The sequence below is a fragment of the Campylobacter novaezeelandiae genome (genome assembly GCF_004323845.1).
Taxonomy (GTDB): domain Bacteria; phylum Campylobacterota; class Campylobacteria; order Campylobacterales; family Campylobacteraceae; genus Campylobacter_D; species Campylobacter_D novaezeelandiae.
This window is the reverse complement of sequence record NZ_QPGR01000016.1, coordinates 1-17,008: the sequence shown is the minus strand read 5'-3', so window position 1 is coordinate 17,008 and position 17,008 is coordinate 1. Positions and strand designations below refer to the sequence as shown.

Here is a 17,008-nt window from a genome sequence, read left to right as displayed (position 1 = left end):
TGATGATAGAATTAATTTTTTTAGATGTAGATGGTTGTTTAACAGATGGAAAAATCATCTACTCTCAAGATAAAAAAGAAATAAAAGAATTTAATGTTAAAGATGGAGCTGCTATTGAAGCTTGGTTGAAACTTGGGAAAAAAATTGCAATTATAACTGGCAGAACTTCAGAGTGTGTTACACTAAGAGCAAAAGATTTAAAAATTGATTTAGTATATCAAGGGATTAAAAATAAATTAGAATGTGCAAAACTAATCTTAGAAAAATTAAATTTAGACTTTTCTAAATGTGCTGCTATTGGAGATTATTTTAATGATAAAAGTCTTTTAGAACATGTTGCTTTAAGTTTTAAGCCTTTAGATGCTCATAAAGATTTAAAAGTTGATATTTGCTTAGATAAAAAAGGTGGAAACGCAGCAGTAGCACAAATGATAGAAATTCTTATAGAAAAAAACAATATGAAACAAGATTGGGATAAACTTTGGTTATAAAGATTTTTGGAGTATTGATTGCTTTATTTACTATTATTTTTACGATTTTAACTTTGCAAGATCCTTACTCCTTAAATCTTAAATCTTATTCTTTAGATTTTAAAAATATGGAAGCAAAAAATTTAAATATTTATGAAACAAATTCAAGTGCAATAAAGGCTTATTATAAGGCTAATTCTTGGGAACGTTATAATGATAAAGATATTTTTCATTATTTCACCACCTTAAATTTTGATTTTAATTTAAGTGCTAATACTCTAGAACTTTTAAATAATCAAAAAAATAAAATTGTATTTGAAGGTAATGTTAGTTATATTGATTTAAATGGAACAAAAATTTTAAGCCAGAAAGTAAAATTTAATCCTGATGAAAAAATTATAAGTACTGATGTGGGTTTTAAAGCTTTTTTAAATAAAAATCGTATTGATGGTAATGTTTTAGTTTATGATTTGAAGAAAAAAACATTGCAAATTGAGGGAGTTAAAGCATGGATACAGGAAAAATAATTTTTCTTTTAATGTTTATGTTTCATTGCTGTTTTGCAGCCCAGATTGAAGTAAAAGCTTTAAGTTTTTACTTAGATGAGAACGCAGGTAAGAGTATTTTAAGTGGTAATGTTGAAGTAAAAAAAGAAAAAGATATTTTAAAATCAGATAAATTAATTATTTATATGGATAAGAATAAAAAGCCAATAAAATATGAGGCAATGCAAAATGCTAAATTTGAAATTTATTTAGAGGATAAGATTTACAAAGGTAGTGGAGATCGTTTTATTTATAATGTAGTAAAAGATACTTATGAGATTGATGGTAATGCTATTATTAATGAAATAACAACAAATAAGCAAATTTATGGTGATAAAATCGTTATTGATAGAAAAAAAAATACCTATCTTGTTGAAAGCAAAAATAAAAATCCTATTCGTTTTGTTTTTGATGTGGAACAAAAATGATTTATAAGGCCAAATTTCTTTCTTCTTTTGAGTGTATTAGTGATGCTATGCCATCAAATTTTAGTGAAGTTGCTTTTTTGGGTAGATCAAATGTAGGAAAAAGCTCTCTTATCAATGCTCTTTGCAAGCAAAAAAATCTTGCTAAAAGCTCATCAACTCCAGGCAAAACTCAATTGATTAATTTTTTCGAAGTTTTCTGTAATAAAGAAAAAGAAAAATTTAATATTTATTTTATTGATTTGCCCGGTTTTGGCTATGCAAAGGTTTCTAAAAAAACAAAAGAAGTATGGAGTAAGAATTTAAATGAATTTTTAAGACTTAGAACTTCAATAAAGCTTTTTATTTTGCTTATAGATTCAAGACATACAAATTTAGAAATTGATTTAAATGTTTCACAATATTTACAAACTATTTTAAGAAATGATCAAAAAATTTTACGTGTTTTTACCAAAAGTGACAAATTAAATCAAAGTCAAAAAAGTAAAATTAAAGTTAATTTTAAAGATGCGTATTTGGTTTCAAGTGCTAACAAAGAGGGTTTAGCAGAGCTTGAAAAAGACATTATTTTAAAAACGTTGGGTTTTTAAATGAAAAAGCAAGTATATAATGTGAATCTTAATTTAAATTATATTTTTATAGCTATAATCCTCATAGTCTATGAAATTTTAAGTTCTATTTTTATTTATTTGCCTATATTTTATGGGGTATTTTTTTGTTATATGTTTTTTTTATTAGAGCAAAGAGAACGCACTTTATACGATCTTGATTTTCGTTGGTATTTTTGTTTGTTTTTTTTATTTTTTACTGACGTAACTCATAATTTTTTTATATTTTCTTCTTGGATTGCTTTTTTTATTTTTTATTATTTTTTTGCTTATTGGATTAAAACAAATTTAAAAATAGAAAAATTTATACCTATTACTTTTGTTTTGTGTGCTTATGGTTTTATTTATGTAATAGATTTAATATTTTCTTATATTTTAAAATCAGATTTAAAGGTCTTTGGTGTAGAATATTTTTATTCTTTGGTCATTGAGTCCCTTATTGCTTATATTCTTTTTAGGAATAAAATTTGATACGCTTAAAAATTGTTATAACTTTTATTATATTGTTTTTTGTTTTTTTGCTTAGCCGTGTATATTATTTGAGTATAAAATCAAATGTTTATTATGAAGAAATGGCAAAACAAAATGCAATTAAAACAGAATATTTAGCTCCAGTACGTGGGCAAATTTATGATAGAAACGGAACTTTACTTGCTATCAATGATCTAGGATTTAGTATCTCCATAAAGCCTTACTTAAGTCTTAAAAAAACAAATAAAATTATTTTAGAAAAAGAATTAAATAATCTTGTGAATTTATTTCCAGATCTTAATATAACTATGCTAGAGAGAACATATAAACGCAACGATTCTTATTATAATCAAGATTTTATTAAAGTTATAGATTTTGTTCCTTATGAGAAAATGTTATCTTATTTTTCTGAGCTTAATTTAAATGAAAATATAAAAATTGAGCCAGCAGTAAAAAGGGTTTATCCTTTTAATCACTTAGCCTCTCATATTATAGGATATGTAGGAAAAGCTAATTTGCAAGATGTTAGTGAAAATGATATTACAAAGCTTACCGGTTATACTGGAAAAAGTGGAATTGAGCGATATTATAATGATATTTTGCAAGGTCAAAAAGGAACTAGGGTTTATAAGGTCAATGCTTTAAATAAAGAAATAGAACAATTATCTTACAAAGCACCAGTCTCTCAAGATATTGAATTAACAATTGATATGAAATTGCAAAGTTTTTTAACCGAGATTTTTAATGACAATGCTGGTGCTGCTATTATAATGGATGCTACAAGTGGCGAAATTTTAGCTGCTGGAAGTTTTCCAGAATATAATCTTAATCCCTTTGTAACAGGAATTTCAATCAAAGAGTGGAGTGAGCTTTCAAACAATCTTGATCATCCTTTTACCAATAAGCTTGTTAATGGACTTTATCCTCCTGGATCTGTTGTAAAAATGGGTGTGGGACTATCATTTTTAGATTCTAAGATTATAACTTCAAATACGAATTTTTTTTGTAGTGGAAAAGTAGAACTTGGAGGAAGAAATTTTAGATGCTGGAATAGAAACGGACACGGACATGTTGATTTAAGAAGTGCCATTAAGCAAAGTTGTGATGTGTATTTTTATAATGGAAGCTTACAAATAGGAATTGATAGAATTTCAAGAACTTTAGGACGCATTGGTTTTGGTGAAAAAACTGGAGTAGATTTACCCAATGAATTTGTTGGGACTGTTCCAAGCCGTGAATGGAAAATGCAAAAATTTAATCTTCCTTGGTATCAAGGTGAAACCTTAAATACAAGTATAGGACAGGGGAATTTTTTAGTAACCCCTATGCAAATTGCTAGATATACTGCACAACTTGCAAGCGGAAAAGAAATAATTCCTCATTTTTTAAGAAAAACTGAAAATAATCAAACTTTTAGCAAGGTAGAGCATGATATCTTTACTCCTTTGGAAAAAGAAAATTTACCTTTAATTAGACAAGCTATGTATGCAGTGGCTAATGAACAAGGAGGAACGGCTTATAGATATTTAAGTAATATCCCTATAAAAATAGCAGCCAAGACAGGAACAGCACAAGTTATAGGTTTTTCTCAAGCAGATAAGAACAGGGTTAATGAGGAGCAGTTAAAATATTATACAAGATCACATACTTGGCTTACTTCTTATGCGCCATATTCTAAACCAAAATATATTGTTACAATTTTAGTAGAACATGGTGGAAGAAGCATTACTTCAGGAGCTATTACAGCAAAAATTTATGAAAAGATGATAGAGCTTGGATATTTTAAATAATTAACATTGCATCTCCATAAGAGTAAAAGCGGTATTTTTTTTCTATGCAAAGTTTATAAAGCTCTAAACATTTTTCTCTACCAATAAAGGCTGAAACAAGCATTATAAGAGTAGATTTTGGCAAGTGAAAATTTGTTAAAAGATAATTTTGTCTTATGGGTTTATTAAAGGGATGTAAAAAAAGATCGCACTCTCCATTCATTTTTTGAGTTCTTGCAAAATATTCTATTGTTCTAGTTGTTGTTGTTCCAACTCCTAAAATGGGAGTTTTAGAATTAATTACGGAAGCCGCATTTTGATCTATGTTAAAAAATTCAGAATGCATTTTATGATCTTTTAGATTTTCGCACTCAACATTTTTAAAGGTTCCTGCGCCAACATGAAGGGTTAAATAGTAAATTTCATGCTTTTTGCTTAAAACTTCTAGCATATTTTTGCTAAAATGCAAACTTGCAGTTGGGGCTGCAATGGCTCCTAAATTTTTGGCAAAAACACTTTGATAGTCTATTTCATCGCTTTTTTTATCTTCTCTTTTAATGTAAGGAGGTAAAGGAATATGCCCTATAGTGTCTAAAATATTATAAAGGGTCAAGGTATTAATGATTTTATCATTTTGATAAAATAAAACTTTACGCATCCCATTTTCTAAAAGTTTGATAATTTTAGCTTGAAGATTATTTTGAAAATTTAAAATATCATTTTCCCTCACACGTCCTTTAATTTGCACTAAAAATTCATTGTTTTCATGAGGTTGGTGTAAAAAAAGTTCTATTTTTGCTCCGCTTTTTTTCTCTCCGAAAATTCTTGCTTTGATTACTTTGGTATCATTAAAAAATATAGCACAAGGAGGCAAGAAAAGATCAAGATTTGCAAAAGTACTATGAGTAATTTTATTTTTAGCTCTTTCATAAACCAAAAGTCTAGCATTTTCTTTTGGATTTGCAGGATAATTAGCTATTAGTTCTTTAGGTAAGTAGTAATCGTAATTTGAAAGAATTAAATCTTTATGCATCATCCTCGTTAACTTTTGCTGGATTGATTTTTTTAGCAATTAAAATTGAAATTCCATAAAGGCCGCAAAGTGGAACTGCCATTAAAAATTGAGAAATCATATCAGGAGGGGTCATCATAGCAGAAAATATAAAAATAATAAGCACAGAAATTCTAAAATGCTTTCTTAAAAAAGCATCATCGATCAATCCAAGTTTTGCAAAAAAGAACGTAATAACTGGCATTTCAAAAGCTAAACCAAAGGCAATAATAAGTTTTGTAAAAAATCCAACATATAAACCAATACTAATTAAAGGTTTAAAATCCTGAGTTTTTACCCCAAAATCAATTAAAAATTTAAACGCTAAAGGGATTACAATAAAATAGCAAAATAATGCCCCTAAAATAAACATAATACTTGCAAAACTTACAAAAGGGATAACAAGTTTTTTTTCATTGTCATAAAGACCAGGAGATACAAATTTCCAAAATTGCCAAAAAATAATAGGCAAAGAAATGATAAAAGCGGTAAAAAAAGAAACTTTCATTGCTGTAAATAAAGGTTCTTGAAGTTCAACGAAAGTAATTTGTTTTGAAACTTCTGGCAAAACAGCTTCTACTGGACTTTTAAGTATATCTAAAATATATTCATTGAAAGAAAAGCATACAAAAAACATTATCACAATAGAGCAAATGCTAATGAATAAGCATTTTCTAAGCTCTACTAAATGGGGTTTTAATTCTTCAAACATTTATTTTTCCATATCTGATTTTAAATTTTCTTGTTCTGTGTTTTTTTCTTTTGAGGAATCAAATGTCAAATCAACTTTATTATTATTCATAATATCCTTTTTAAGTTCATCAAATTCTTCAAAACTTAATTTTTTCCTTATATTTTCATTGGCTGATGAAAACTCATCTTTGTATTTTTTAGCCTCATCTTTAAGTTCATTAATTCTAATTTCTTTTTCTATACTGGCTTTGGCTTCATCAATATTGCGTTTTAATGCCTTGAAAATTTTTGCTGCTTGCATAATTGCTTCTGGAAGTTTATCGGGTCCTAACACTAAAATAGCAACAACTAAAATGACTAGAATCTCGCCAAAACCCATTTATTTACCTTAAACAAATTATTATAATTAAAGTAAACAATTTTACATAAATTTCCTAAAAAATAAATTATTTTTATAATTTATATTTTTTTAAGAAAGATAAAGTGCGATTTCATCACTTAAAAGATAGTTAGTATTGTAAAAAATTCCATTTTTATAAATTAGTTTTCTTTTTTTGGTTAAGAAAAATGCTTTTTCCTTAGTTGTATTATCTAATTTTTTTTCATTTAAACCTACGCAGCTTCTAAGTCCTAAAAATAAGTATTCTAAATTTAAGTCTTGTGGATTTAGTTTTTCTATGTCTCTAAAAGTGGGATTTGCTATATAATCTTTTAAATTTTTTATAGTATAAAATCTTTGATTTTTTAAAAATCCTATTGCGCTTAAGCCACAACCTATATAAGCTTTTCCTTGCCAATAGGCAAGATTATGTTTGCAAATATATGTTTTATTTTTTGCAAAATTGCTAATTTCATATTGAAAAAAACCAAGTTTTTTAATATTTTTAATGAAAAAATTCATTAAATAGGGTGCATTTTTTTTAAAGGATTCTTTTTTGGCAAAAATGGTTTTTGGTTCTATGCTAAGATTATAAGCACTTAAATGAGTGATTAAGGGTTTAATTTTTTTCAAATTAAAAAGTTCGAATTCAAGCATTTTTTTATTATCCATTTTTGTATCATAAATAAGATCTAGATTTATATTTTTAAAATTTGCCTTATTTGCATTTTCTAATACTTTAAAAATCATATCTTGGCTATGAATTCTTCCAAGAAATTTTAATTTTTCTGGGTGAAAGCTTTGAGCTCCAAAAGAAATACGATTAAGACCGAAATTTTTCATTTCTTTAAGCCATTCTAAAGAAGTTGAATTTGGATTTGCTTCACAAGTATTTTCTGAATTTTTAGCTAAAAAAGGTTCTAAAATTTTAAAAATTTCTTCATAATATTTAGCTTGTATGATGCTTGGAGTTCCTCCTCCTATAAAAACAGTTTTAATCGATTTTTTCTTTATGTTAAAAAAATTAAGTTGAAAATCTAAATCTTTTTTTAAAGCATTGAAATAACTATCTTCGTAATTCTTTTTTTTTAAAGAGGTAAAAGAACAATAATAACATTTGCTTTCACAAAAGGGGATATGGATATATAAATGCATATGTATTTTCTCTACAAATTTAAAATTTTTGCAAATTTTAATAAAAAATTGATTTGAAATAAGTTAAAATAATTTAATGAAAGAAGAAAATAAAATAAAACGATATAGACCTAATGTTGCAGCAATTATACTTTCAAGTTCATATCCTTTAAAATGTAAAATTTTTATAGCAAAAAGAAACGATATGGAAAATATTTGGCAATTTCCACAAGGTGGGATTGATAAAGGAGAAAATGCCAAAAATGCTTTATTTAGAGAACTTAAAGAAGAGATTGGAACAGATGATATTGAGATTATTGCTGAATATCCTAAATGGTTAAGCTACGATTTTCCAGATAAAATAGCACAAAAAATGCATCCTTATAACGGACAAATTCAAAAGTATTTTTTAGTGCGTTTAAAGGATGATACTAAGGTTAATATAAATACTAAATTTCCTGAGTTTAGTGCTTATGAATTTGTAGAGCTAAAACAGATTTTTAAAATGATTAATCATTTTAAAAAAGATATTTATATTACTGTGATTAAGTACTTTAAAGAGAAAGGTTATATTTAATGCTAATAGTTCAAAAATATGGTGGAACAAGTGTTGGAAATTTAGAACGCATTGAGGCGGTTGCAAATAGGGTGATACAAAGTGTCAAAGAGGGTAATAAGCTTGTTGTTGTAGTGTCTGCTATGAGTGGAGTTACAAATGAGCTTATTGAATATGCTAATTTTTTTAGCAAAGAACCAAAAGCTAATGATTTAGATATGCTTTTAAGTAGTGGCGAAAGGGTGACTTCAGCACTTTTGTCTATAGCATTAAATGAAAAAGGTTTTAAGGCTATTTCTTTTTCTGGAAGAAAAGCTGGGATTATTACTAACAGTGTTTTCACCAAAGCCAAAATTAAATATATTGATCCTAGTGCTATTGAAAATGAATTAAATAACGGAAAAATAGTTATCGTAGCTGGTTTTCAAGGAGTAAATGAAAAAGGAGAAGTAACGACTTTAGGACGCGGTGGTAGTGATTTAAGCGCTGTAGCACTTGCAGGAGCTTTAAATGCTGATTTGTGTGAAATTTATACTGATGTAGATGGAGTTTATACGACCGATCCAAGGATTGAACCTAAGGCTAAAAAGCTTGATAGAATTTCTTATGAAGAGATGTTGGAGCTTGCAAGTTTGGGAGCTAAGGTTTTGCAAAACAGATCAGTTGAACTTGCGAAAAAATTAAATGTTAAATTAGTAACAAGAAATAGTTTTAATGATAATGAGGGGACAATGATTATACAAGAAAATGGAATGGAACAGGCTTTAGTTAGCGGTATAGCTATGGACAAAAATCAAGCTAGAATTATTTTAAGAAATATACAAGATAAACCAGGTATTGCAGCTGAAATTTTTTCAAGCATTGCAAAAGAAAATATCAATGTTGATATGATTATACAAAATGTAGGCATTGATGGGACAACAAATCTTGGTTTTACAGTTCCAGAAAACGAATTAGAATTAACAAAAAAAGCTATGAAAGAAATTTTAGATTCTAATATTATTATAGAAACAGATAGTGCTGTGGTAAAAGTTTCTATTGTAGGAGTTGGTATGAAATCTCATTCAGGTGTTGCTTCAATGGCTTTTAAAGCTTTGGCAAATGAAGGTATTAATATAGAAATGATTTCAACAAGTGAAATTAAAATTTCAATGATAGTTCAAGAAAAATATGGAGAACTTGCAGTAAGAGCATTGCATGAAGTTTATGGACTTGATAAATAATGAGTGATTTTCTTAGTTTTACTTTAGAAAATATTAGAAATGGTGGGACTTTTTTAAATTGGATGGAAAGTCGCCGTTTAGAATGGGCTCCGCTTATGGCAGCAAGACTTAAGCATCTTTTAGAGGGACGCACTTTTATACTAATGTGTGATGAACAAAGGTCTTGGTATGAACATTATTTTTTAAAAAATATTAATTCTAAAAATTCAAGACCTATGCTTCCTTTTGTATCTTTGGATTGTCTTTATAAGAAAAAGATACAAAATACTGAAGATATATTTTTGCTTAATGATTTATTAGATCTTACTTTTCCTAATGGCTATGTCTATTTTTATATAGGAAGCACCACGGATAAAAAATCTTTAATTGCCAAATCTAAAGATGATAGTTTACTTTGGCTTTTTGATGAACAACTTCAAAATAGTTTTTACTTAAATTCTAAAGATAAAGATTTAGATGCTAAGCTTATTTCTTTGTTTAAGCTCTTAGATTTAAGCATAGATGCCATTTTATTTTCTAAGGTTGTTCTTTAAATGTCTTTTGTAAGTAAAATCATCATTAGTAATGATTTTGATGGAATTAAAACTAAAATGATAGAAGATTTTGGTTTTAAAAATTTAAGATTTATTCCAAAAGAAGTTGCTAATGAATTTTTGCTTGATGATGCAAGAGCTGTTGAAAAAGAAAGTTATATTGCTGAAACTCAAGAAAAAATCATTATTTTAATGGCTTATTCTTTTAGAATAGAAGCACAAAATTTTTTATTAAAACTTTTAGAAGAGCCTCCAAGAAATATTAAATTTCTTATAGTAACTCCTTCCAAGAATCTTCTTTTACCAACAATTAAATCGCGTCTTATATGCCAAAAAGATAAAATTATAAAAGAAGAAATTGATCTTAAAATAGACCTTAAAAAACTTGATTTAAAGATGATTTTTGAATTTATTAAAGAAAATGAAAATTTAGATAAAGTAGAACTTATGCAAAAAATCTCTCTTCTTGCTCAAGAATGCTTAAAAGTTAAAAAGTTTAAAGAAGAAGAACTCGATTTTTTTTATAAGGCGTATGAACTTGCAAAATTAAACTCAAAAGCAAGTTTATTGTTTGCAACTTTATTATTAAATGTTTATGAGGCTTAATGAAATTTTTTAAAATTAATCCTAAGACAGATTTTAATCTTCTTTGTGGCTTTATAAATCCTCATAAACTCGGGCAAAAAATTATGTCCAATAAAAAAGAAATTCATTTTATTTTTATTAAAGATATAAGTGTTCCAGCAGCAAATATTTTAAAGCAAGATGCTTTGAGAGTTGGGGCTGAACTTATAACTCATAAAGAAGTGATCACAGCTAAAATTTCACATTCAAATGCTCTTTTAATGGCTACAAAAGATCAAATTCAAAAACTTATAGATAAAGAAAAATTGCAAGATTTTAAACTTAAAAATTTAGCTTCTTTTTTGCAAAATAATTTCTTAAAACCCAAAAACGCAAAATTAATGGCAGTTATTAATATAAACAACGATAGTTTTAATGAGCAAAGTCGTGTTAGTGAGTTGGATTTTGAAAGAAAGCTTATTGAGACTTTATCTTTAAAACCTGAATTTATAGATATAGGAGCGGTAAGTTCAAGACCTGGAAGTGAGTATTGTGGAGAAGAAGAAGAATTTAAAAGGCTTAAAAATATACTTGATTTAATCTATGCTAAAAATTATTATAAAGAAAGTATTTTTAGTTTAGATAGTTTTGATGAGTATTGTTTAGAATATGCTCTAAATAAAGGTTTTAAACTTATCAATGATATAACAGGTTTAAAAAATGAAAATTTAGCCAAACTCGCTGCGAGTTATCAATCATCGTATTGTTTAATGCATATACAAGGAATTCCAAAAACTATGCAAAATGATCCAAAATATGAAGATTTATTATATGAAGTAAGCGAATTTTTTAAAGAAAAATTACAAATTTTAGAAAATTATGGAGTAAAAGATAGTATTTTAGATGTAGGTATTGGTTTTGGAAAAAGCGCAGAGCATAATTTGATTTTAATTAAACATTTAGAACATTTTTTACAATTTAATAAGCCTTTATTGGTAGGAGCAAGTCGTAAAAGTGTAATTAATGCATATTTTAAAAGCGAGGTTAAAGATCGTTTAGCAGGAAGTTTATATTTGCATTTAAAAGCTTTTGAAAATGGGGCAAGTATCATAAGAACTCATGATTTATACGAACATAAACAACTTTTTAAGCTTAATGAAGCAATGCAAGAGGTAGTATTATGACTAAAGAAGAATATTTAGAAAAAGTAAAATTAGCAAATCTTTGGATGAGGGCTTATTATGAAAAAGATGAGCCTTTGGCGAGTGATGAAGAATATGATAATTTAATCAAAGAGCTTAAAAAATTTGAAAGCGAAAATCCTAATTTATTACTTAAAGACTCTCCTACACAAAAAATCGCTCCAACCATACAAAGTGAGTTTAAAAAAATTTCTCATTTAAGCCCTATGTGGTCAATGGAAGATGTTTTTAACGAAGATGAATTAAAAGCATGGGCAAAAAGAGCAAGAAGTGAAAATAATTTTTTTATAGAGCCTAAATTTGATGGAGCAAGTTTAAATTTGGTTTATGAAAATGGCAAATTAATAAGTGGAGCTACAAGAGGAGATGGAAAAATAGGAGAAGATATAACGCTAAATGTTTTAGAAATTGATAGTATTCCAAAAAATATTCCTTATTTAGAAAAGATAGAAATTCGTGGTGAAGTAGTAATTTTAAAAGATGATTTTGAAAAGATTAATGAAAAAAGAGCAAATTTAAATCAAAGCTTGTTTGCAAATCCTAGAAATGCAGCAAGTGGGAGTTTAAGACAGCTTGATACAAGTATTACCAAAGAAAGAAATTTAAAATTTTATCCTTGGGGAGTAGGGCAAAACAGTCTTAAATTTAGCAAACATTCAGAGATTATGGAATTTGTAAGAAATCTTGGTTTTTTAAAAGATGATTTTGTAAGGCTTTGTAAGGATTTAAATGAAGTAATGATTGCTTATAGAGAGCTTTTAAATTTAAGAGATAAAAAACCTATGATGATGGATGGTATGGTCGTAAGGGTTGATGACTTAAATCTTTGCAATGAGCTTGGATATACAGTGAAATTTCCTAGATTTATGGCAGCTTTTAAATTCCCTGCACTTGAAAAAACCACGCGTTTAATAGGTGTAAATTTGCAAGTGGGAAGAAGTGGGGTTATAACACCTGTGGCGATTTTAGAGCCTGTAAATTTAGATGGGGTTATAGTTAAATCCGCAACACTTCATAATTTTGATGAAATAGCAAGACTTGATGTAAAAATTAATGATTATGTAAGTATTATAAGAAGTGGTGATGTTATACCTAAGATTACTAAGGTTTTTAAAGAGCGTCGAGATGGTTTAGAACTTAATATTTTGCGTCCAAAAATTTGTCCTACATGTCAAAGTGAGCTTTTAGATGAGGGTGCTTTGATAAAATGTCAAAATATTGATTGCGAGGATAGACTTTTAAATTCAATCATTCATTTTGTCTCTAAAAAATGTTTAAATATAGACGGACTTGGAGAAAGTATAGTAGAGCTTTTATATAAAAATAAAAAAATTACTACAATTGAGAGTATTTTTTATTTAAAATTTAGCGATTTTGAAGGTTTAGAGGGTTTTAGGGAAAAAAAGATTAACAATATATTAAATGCCATTGAGAATGCAAAAAACTGCGATCTTTACCGTTTTATTACAGCTTTAGGTATTGAGCATATTGGAGAAGTAGCGGCTAAAAAATTAAGTCTTAGTTTTGGATTTGATTGGCATAAACAAAGCTTAGAAAGTTATGAAAATTTAGAAGGCTTTGGAAATCAAATGGCTTTAAGTCTTTGTGAATTTATACGTGTTAATCATCAAAGAATTGATAATTTTTATAAAATTTTAAATTTAAGATTGGATCAAAATGAAATACAAAATGATAGTAAAATTATAGGTAAAACTTTTGTTATTACGGGAACACTTTCACGTCCTAGAGATGAATTTAAAGCTTTAATAGAAAGTTTAGGTGGTAAGGTGAGTAGTTCTGTTTCTAAAAAAACAAATTTTGTTCTTTATGGAGAAGAGGCTGGCTCTAAACTAGATAAAGCAAGGGAGCTTAATATAACTTGTATAGATGAAAATGCCTTTAATGAGCTTATAAAATGATAGCTTTATTAGCTCTTTTTGCTTTTATTTTGACTTGGCAATACTCGAATTTTTCTTTGATCTTTTTGCCTTTAATTTTTTATGGTTTAGCTAGAGAATTTTTTGTTTTTTTAAAATTTAGAAAAAATATCATAAAAGAAGCCACTATTGTAAAAAATAGCTTAATCTATCGTTTGAGCATGGGAGATTTTTTAATCTATATCATAAGTTTTTTTATGGCTATTTTTACTTTTTTATCTTTATTTTTAAATTTAATTACAGCTCAAAAACAAGAATTATTTTTTTTGCTTATTTTTTTACCTTTATGTTTAGTGTTTTTAAGAAAAAAATTAAATTTTCAATTTATAGATAATGCTTATAGTGATTTTAGAATCATTATCATAAGTGCATTTTTAATAGCTTTAATTTATGCAATTTTTAATTTATTTTTTAGCTCTTTAGAAGAAGTAAGGTTAGAAAATTTTAGCCAAAATGTTATACCTTATAAGATTTCTACTTTTTTTGTGTTTGATTTTATTTCTGAAATTTTGACACTTATAAAGTTTATAGAAGAATATTTTTTATCTTCTTTGGGTGTAGTTTGGTTTAAAATGATTCATTTGATTTTTGATTTTTCAAATTTTTTTATATTTTCTCTTTCTTTTGCTTATATTTATAATTTTGCTTTTAAAATAAAAAATAAGAATTATATATATATCTTTTCTTTTATGATGATTTTGGGAATATTTTTTATAAAAGAAACAAAAAATGAAAAAATAAAACCTTATCAAAAAGAATTTGCCTTATTTGTAGAAAATATAGCTCTATTAAAAGAACAAAATTTAACTTCATTAAAACAAAATAAAGATCAAATTGAAAATAATTTAAAAAAAGTTCAAGAACTCTTAAATAAAAATGCTTTTGAACTTGGAATTTGGTGGTTTTCTAAAGAAAAAGAAGATTTGCAAAAAGCTGTTAATGAAAGTTTAAAATGAGATATGATTTTTTTGTTTCTAAACGTTTAAAAATCAGCAGAAATAAAGCTACAGAGCTAATAGAAAATAAAGAGATTTTACTAAATTCTAGATTATTTAAGGCTTCTTTTGATGTGACAACTTTAATTCAAAATAAAGATTTAATTGAAGCAGAAATATTAATTTGCAAAGAGTTAAAACTGGAACTTTTAAGTAAAATTTATGTTTCTCGTGCAGCTTTTAAACTTAAATCTTTTTTAGAAAATAAAAATATTCTTATAAAAGATAGAAATTGTCTTGATATAGGTTCTAGCACAGGTGGTTTTGTCCAAATTTTATTAGAAAATGAGGCTTTAAAAATTACTGCTTTAGATGTAGGTTCTAATCAACTTCATTCAAGTTTGCGCAATAATTCTAAGATAAATTTGATAGAAAATACTGATTTAAGAACTTTTAAAAGTGATGAAAAATTTGATCTTATTACTTGTGATGTTAGTTTTATATCTTTGATACATTTGCTTTTTTATATTGATAAATTGGCTTTAAAAGATATCATTTTACTTTTTAAACCCCAATTTGAAGTAGGAAAGGATGCTAAAAGAGATAAAAAGGGCATTTTAAAGGATGAAAAGATAGTGCAAGAAGCAAGAAGAAATTTTGAAAAAGCTTGCATAAATTTAGGTTGGATTTTACAAATTAGTGAAGAATCTAAGATTAGAGGAAAAGAGGGTAATGTTGAGTATTTCTACTACTATAGTAAAAGATAAAGTGAAAAGCTTGGCTATAGGAAGTTTTGATGGAATTCATTTAGGTCATAAAAAACTTATAGATTATTTAGATGATCAAGGCATACTTTTAATCATAGATAAATTTAAAGGTAAAAAACTTTGCACTAATCAAGATAAATTTTGTTTAACAAAAAAAGAAATAGTAGAGCTTGATTTTAAAGATATTAAAACTTTAGATGGTAAAGAATTTTTACAATTTTTAAAAAAAGAATTTAGAAATTTAAAGCTTATTATCGTAGGTTATGATTTTAGTTTTGGCAAAAATAGAGCTTATAAGGCTAATGATATAGAAATGTTAAGCGGTATTAAAACAATTATTGTTGATGAATTTAGTATTAATGGAGTGGGTGTGCATACAAGCTTGATTAAAGAGTATTTAAAACAAGGTGATATAAAAAAAGCCAATTCTTTTTTAGGCAGAAATTATGGTATTAAAGGAAGGTTAATAAAAGGACAAGGTCTTGGCTCAAAAGAGCTTTTTGCTACTTTAAATTTAGAATGTAAAGATTATTTTTTGCCTAAAGATGGGGTTTATGCAACTTTTATAAAATTTAAAAATCAAAGCTATAAAAGCGTAAGTTTTATAGGAATTAGAAGTAGTGATAATAATTTTTCCATAGAAAGTCATATTTTAGAAGAATTTGATGATGAATTAAAATTACATGAAATTCTAGAATTAGAATTCGTGGATTATATCAGGGAAAATCAAAAATTTGAGGATTTAAATAAACTAAAAAATCAAATTTCAAAAGATATACAAAAAGCTAAAGAAATTTTAAAGGATGAAAAATGAAAGATGAGCTTTTTAAACAAGATTTAAAAAAACAATTTGAATTTGATAAAAATGTAGCTAGCGTTTTTGATGATATGATTAATCGATCCGTGCCTTTTTATAAAGAAAATTTAGAACTTTGTGCAAATTTAATAGCAAAAATTATATCTAAAGAAGCTATAATTTGCGATTTGGGTTGTTCTAGTGCGAATTTTTTAATTTTTTTAGCAAATTTAAGAAAAGATTTTAAGCTTTTTGGCGTAGATAACTCTCCTTCTATGCTTGATATTGCCAGATCTAAGATAAAAGCTTATGGCTTAGATGTTAAATTTTTTGAAGCTAATTTGTGCGAATTTGATTTCTTTAAAAGCGATGTTTTTGTGGCCAATTATACTTTACAATTTATTCGTCCACCTAAAAGACAAGAATTAGTTAATACAATCTATAAAAATTTAAATGAGAATGGTGTATTTATAATAAGTGAAAAAATACTTTATGAGGATGCTTTTTTGTCAAAAAATATTATAGAACTTTATGCAGACTATAAACAAAAACAAGGTTATTCTAAATTTGAAATAGCTGCAAAAAGAGAAGCTTTAGAAAATGTACTTATTCCTTATAGTGAAAATGAAAATTTTACTATGTTTAAAAATGCAGGTTTTAAGAAAGTTGAAAGTATTTTTAAATGGGCAAATTTTGAAAGCTTTATAGCGTTTAAATAAAAATTTAAGAACGGAGCGGGGGGGGGTATAATAATAATTTGTAAATATTAACCAATAAAACCTATATTAATTTAATAATTAATATAATAACCATTTTGACTTATAAAGGAACAATAATGCAAGATAATGCCTCATATAGAATAAAAAATACCCTCTCTTATAAACTTGGACTTGCTTTAATTAATTTTAATAAAAAAATAAATAATAATAGTATTCTGGGGGGGGGATTGA

General features: G+C 26.5%; 20 protein-coding genes. 16 read left to right on the top strand and 4 right to left on the bottom strand.

The window, feature by feature from the left end; genetic code table 11:
- Positions 1 to 2: 2 nt before the first annotated feature.
- From DU473_RS07205 to mrdA, 6 genes are read left to right on the top strand one after another with little or no spacing between them, the layout of a single operon-like run.
- A complete protein-coding gene (locus DU473_RS07205; protein WP_131163191.1) occupies positions 3 to 491 on the top strand; it encodes an HAD hydrolase family protein in 489 nt (162 codons plus the stop codon).
- Positions 482 to 997 (top strand): LPS export ABC transporter periplasmic protein LptC, encoded by a 516-nt coding sequence (gene lptC / locus DU473_RS07200; protein ID WP_131163173.1) that lies wholly within the window; start codon positions 482 to 484, stop codon positions 995 to 997. The genes DU473_RS07205 and lptC overlap by 10 nt, the downstream gene beginning before the upstream one ends.
- On the top strand, positions 979 to 1,443 hold the full coding sequence (locus tag DU473_RS07195) for an LptA/OstA family protein (RefSeq protein ID WP_424944997.1): 465 nt from the start codon (positions 979 to 981) through the stop codon (positions 1,441 to 1,443). The genes lptC and DU473_RS07195 overlap by 19 nt, the downstream gene beginning before the upstream one ends.
- Positions 1,440 to 2,030, top strand: a complete 591-nt coding sequence (yihA, locus tag DU473_RS07190) for a ribosome biogenesis GTP-binding protein YihA/YsxC (RefSeq protein ID WP_131166020.1) — start codon at positions 1,440 to 1,442, stop codon at positions 2,028 to 2,030. The genes DU473_RS07195 and yihA overlap by 4 nt, the downstream gene beginning before the upstream one ends.
- A complete protein-coding gene (locus DU473_RS07185; RefSeq protein WP_131166021.1) occupies positions 2,031 to 2,519 on the top strand; it encodes a hypothetical protein in 489 nt (162 codons plus the stop codon).
- Positions 2,519 to 4,309, top strand: coding sequence for a penicillin-binding protein 2 (gene mrdA / locus DU473_RS07180; protein ID WP_131186878.1), 1,791 nt, complete (start codon positions 2,519 to 2,521; stop codon positions 4,307 to 4,309). The genes DU473_RS07185 and mrdA overlap by 1 nt, the downstream gene beginning before the upstream one ends.
- Here mrdA and queA read toward each other — a convergent pair.
- The 4 genes from queA to hemW all read right to left on the bottom strand — a co-directional run bounded on the left by queA (position 4,302) and on the right by hemW (position 7,566).
- On the bottom strand, positions 4,302 to 5,321 hold the full coding sequence (gene queA / locus DU473_RS07175; RefSeq protein ID WP_131166022.1) for a tRNA preQ1(34) S-adenosylmethionine ribosyltransferase-isomerase QueA: 1,020 nt from the start codon (positions 5,319 to 5,321) through the stop codon (positions 4,302 to 4,304). The genes mrdA and queA overlap by 8 nt on opposite strands.
- Entirely contained in the window at positions 5,314 to 6,051 is a 738-nt protein-coding gene (gene tatC / locus DU473_RS07170; protein ID WP_131186874.1) for a twin-arginine translocase subunit TatC, read from the bottom strand. Before tatC ends, queA begins: the two co-directional genes overlap by 8 nt.
- Positions 6,052 to 6,411, bottom strand: a complete 360-nt coding sequence (gene tatB / locus DU473_RS07165) for a Sec-independent protein translocase protein TatB (RefSeq protein WP_131186873.1) — start codon at positions 6,409 to 6,411, stop codon at positions 6,052 to 6,054.
- A gap of 90 nt (positions 6,412 to 6,501) precedes the next feature.
- Positions 6,502 to 7,566: a radical SAM family heme chaperone HemW gene (gene hemW, locus DU473_RS07160; protein ID WP_131186872.1), complete on the bottom strand. Its 1,065-nt coding sequence runs from the start codon at positions 7,564 to 7,566 to the stop codon at positions 6,502 to 6,504.
- Between the two features lie 76 nt (positions 7,567 to 7,642).
- On the opposite strand from hemW, the gene DU473_RS07155 reads away from it, so the two are divergent.
- The 10 genes from DU473_RS07155 to cmoA are packed head-to-tail and all read left to right on the top strand — an operon-like array spanning position 7,643 to position 16,777.
- Positions 7,643 to 8,122, top strand: a complete 480-nt coding sequence (locus tag DU473_RS07155) for an RNA pyrophosphohydrolase (protein WP_131163180.1) — start codon at positions 7,643 to 7,645, stop codon at positions 8,120 to 8,122.
- Complete coding sequence (locus DU473_RS07150) at positions 8,122 to 9,324, top strand: aspartate kinase (protein ID WP_131163181.1); 1,203 nt, start codon at positions 8,122 to 8,124, stop codon at positions 9,322 to 9,324. The genes DU473_RS07155 and DU473_RS07150 overlap by 1 nt, the downstream gene beginning before the upstream one ends.
- Complete coding sequence (locus DU473_RS07145) at positions 9,324 to 9,857, top strand: HobA family DNA replication regulator (protein WP_131163182.1); 534 nt, start codon at positions 9,324 to 9,326, stop codon at positions 9,855 to 9,857. The genes DU473_RS07150 and DU473_RS07145 overlap by 1 nt, the downstream gene beginning before the upstream one ends.
- On the top strand, positions 9,858 to 10,463 hold the full coding sequence (locus DU473_RS07140; RefSeq protein ID WP_131163183.1) for a DNA polymerase III subunit delta': 606 nt from the start codon (positions 9,858 to 9,860) through the stop codon (positions 10,461 to 10,463).
- Positions 10,463 to 11,605: a dihydropteroate synthase gene (folP, locus tag DU473_RS07135; RefSeq protein ID WP_131186871.1), complete on the top strand. Its 1,143-nt coding sequence runs from the start codon at positions 10,463 to 10,465 to the stop codon at positions 11,603 to 11,605. Before DU473_RS07140 ends, folP begins: the two co-directional genes overlap by 1 nt.
- Entirely contained in the window at positions 11,602 to 13,542 is a 1,941-nt protein-coding gene (ligA, locus tag DU473_RS07130) for an NAD-dependent DNA ligase LigA (protein ID WP_131163185.1), read from the top strand. The genes folP and ligA overlap by 4 nt, the downstream gene beginning before the upstream one ends.
- Entirely contained in the window at positions 13,539 to 14,516 is a 978-nt protein-coding gene (locus DU473_RS07125) for a hypothetical protein (RefSeq protein ID WP_131163186.1), read from the top strand. Before ligA ends, DU473_RS07125 begins: the two co-directional genes overlap by 4 nt.
- Positions 14,513 to 15,262: a 23S rRNA (cytidine-2'-O)-methyltransferase TlyA gene (tlyA, locus tag DU473_RS07120; RefSeq protein WP_131186870.1), complete on the top strand. Its 750-nt coding sequence runs from the start codon at positions 14,513 to 14,515 to the stop codon at positions 15,260 to 15,262. Before DU473_RS07125 ends, tlyA begins: the two co-directional genes overlap by 4 nt.
- Complete coding sequence (locus DU473_RS07115) at positions 15,231 to 16,076, top strand: bifunctional riboflavin kinase/FAD synthetase (RefSeq protein WP_262868248.1); 846 nt, start codon at positions 15,231 to 15,233, stop codon at positions 16,074 to 16,076. The genes tlyA and DU473_RS07115 overlap by 32 nt, the downstream gene beginning before the upstream one ends.
- A complete protein-coding gene (gene cmoA / locus DU473_RS07110) occupies positions 16,073 to 16,777 on the top strand; it encodes a carboxy-S-adenosyl-L-methionine synthase CmoA (RefSeq protein WP_131163189.1) in 705 nt (234 codons plus the stop codon). Before DU473_RS07115 ends, cmoA begins: the two co-directional genes overlap by 4 nt.
- Positions 16,778 to 17,008 lie beyond the last annotated feature (231 nt).